The organism is Pontibacter sp. JAM-7 (assembly GCF_048548695.2).
Taxonomy (GTDB): Bacteria; Pseudomonadota; Gammaproteobacteria; order Pseudomonadales; family Balneatricaceae; genus Neptuniibacter.
On record NZ_JBLYIF020000036.1, the window covers coordinates 1 to 271 of the forward strand.

Annotated in this window: 1 protein-coding gene; it reads left to right on the top strand. The window is 42.4% G+C overall.

Annotated elements, in window-relative coordinates; translation table 11 throughout:
- The coding region (locus ACFVYJ_RS13770) for a hypothetical protein (RefSeq protein ID WP_463255424.1) at positions 1–227 on the top strand (227 nt) is incomplete at its 5' end.
- Between the last annotated feature and the right edge of the window lie 44 nt (positions 228–271).

Consider the following 271-nt stretch of genomic DNA (forward strand, 5'->3'; position numbering starts at 1 on the left):
GTGAAATTGGAAATACTAGATGGTTCCGCGTACTTTATGGCAGCTCCCTCACGGCACCCATCTACAAGATGAATCTGCAGGTTCCCGTTTTGAAAGCGAACGGAATTTATATGCCAGTACTTTTTTTGGGGCAAACAGATTTTAAAATCCATATCCTTGTCATGGACCCCTTGCGAAATGGCATTATTGGCATACCCGAACAGATCTGTGGATCGTTTGATCTTTAAGTGTAGCATCCCATTTTGTACCCTTACGGAATGATTACCCTTTT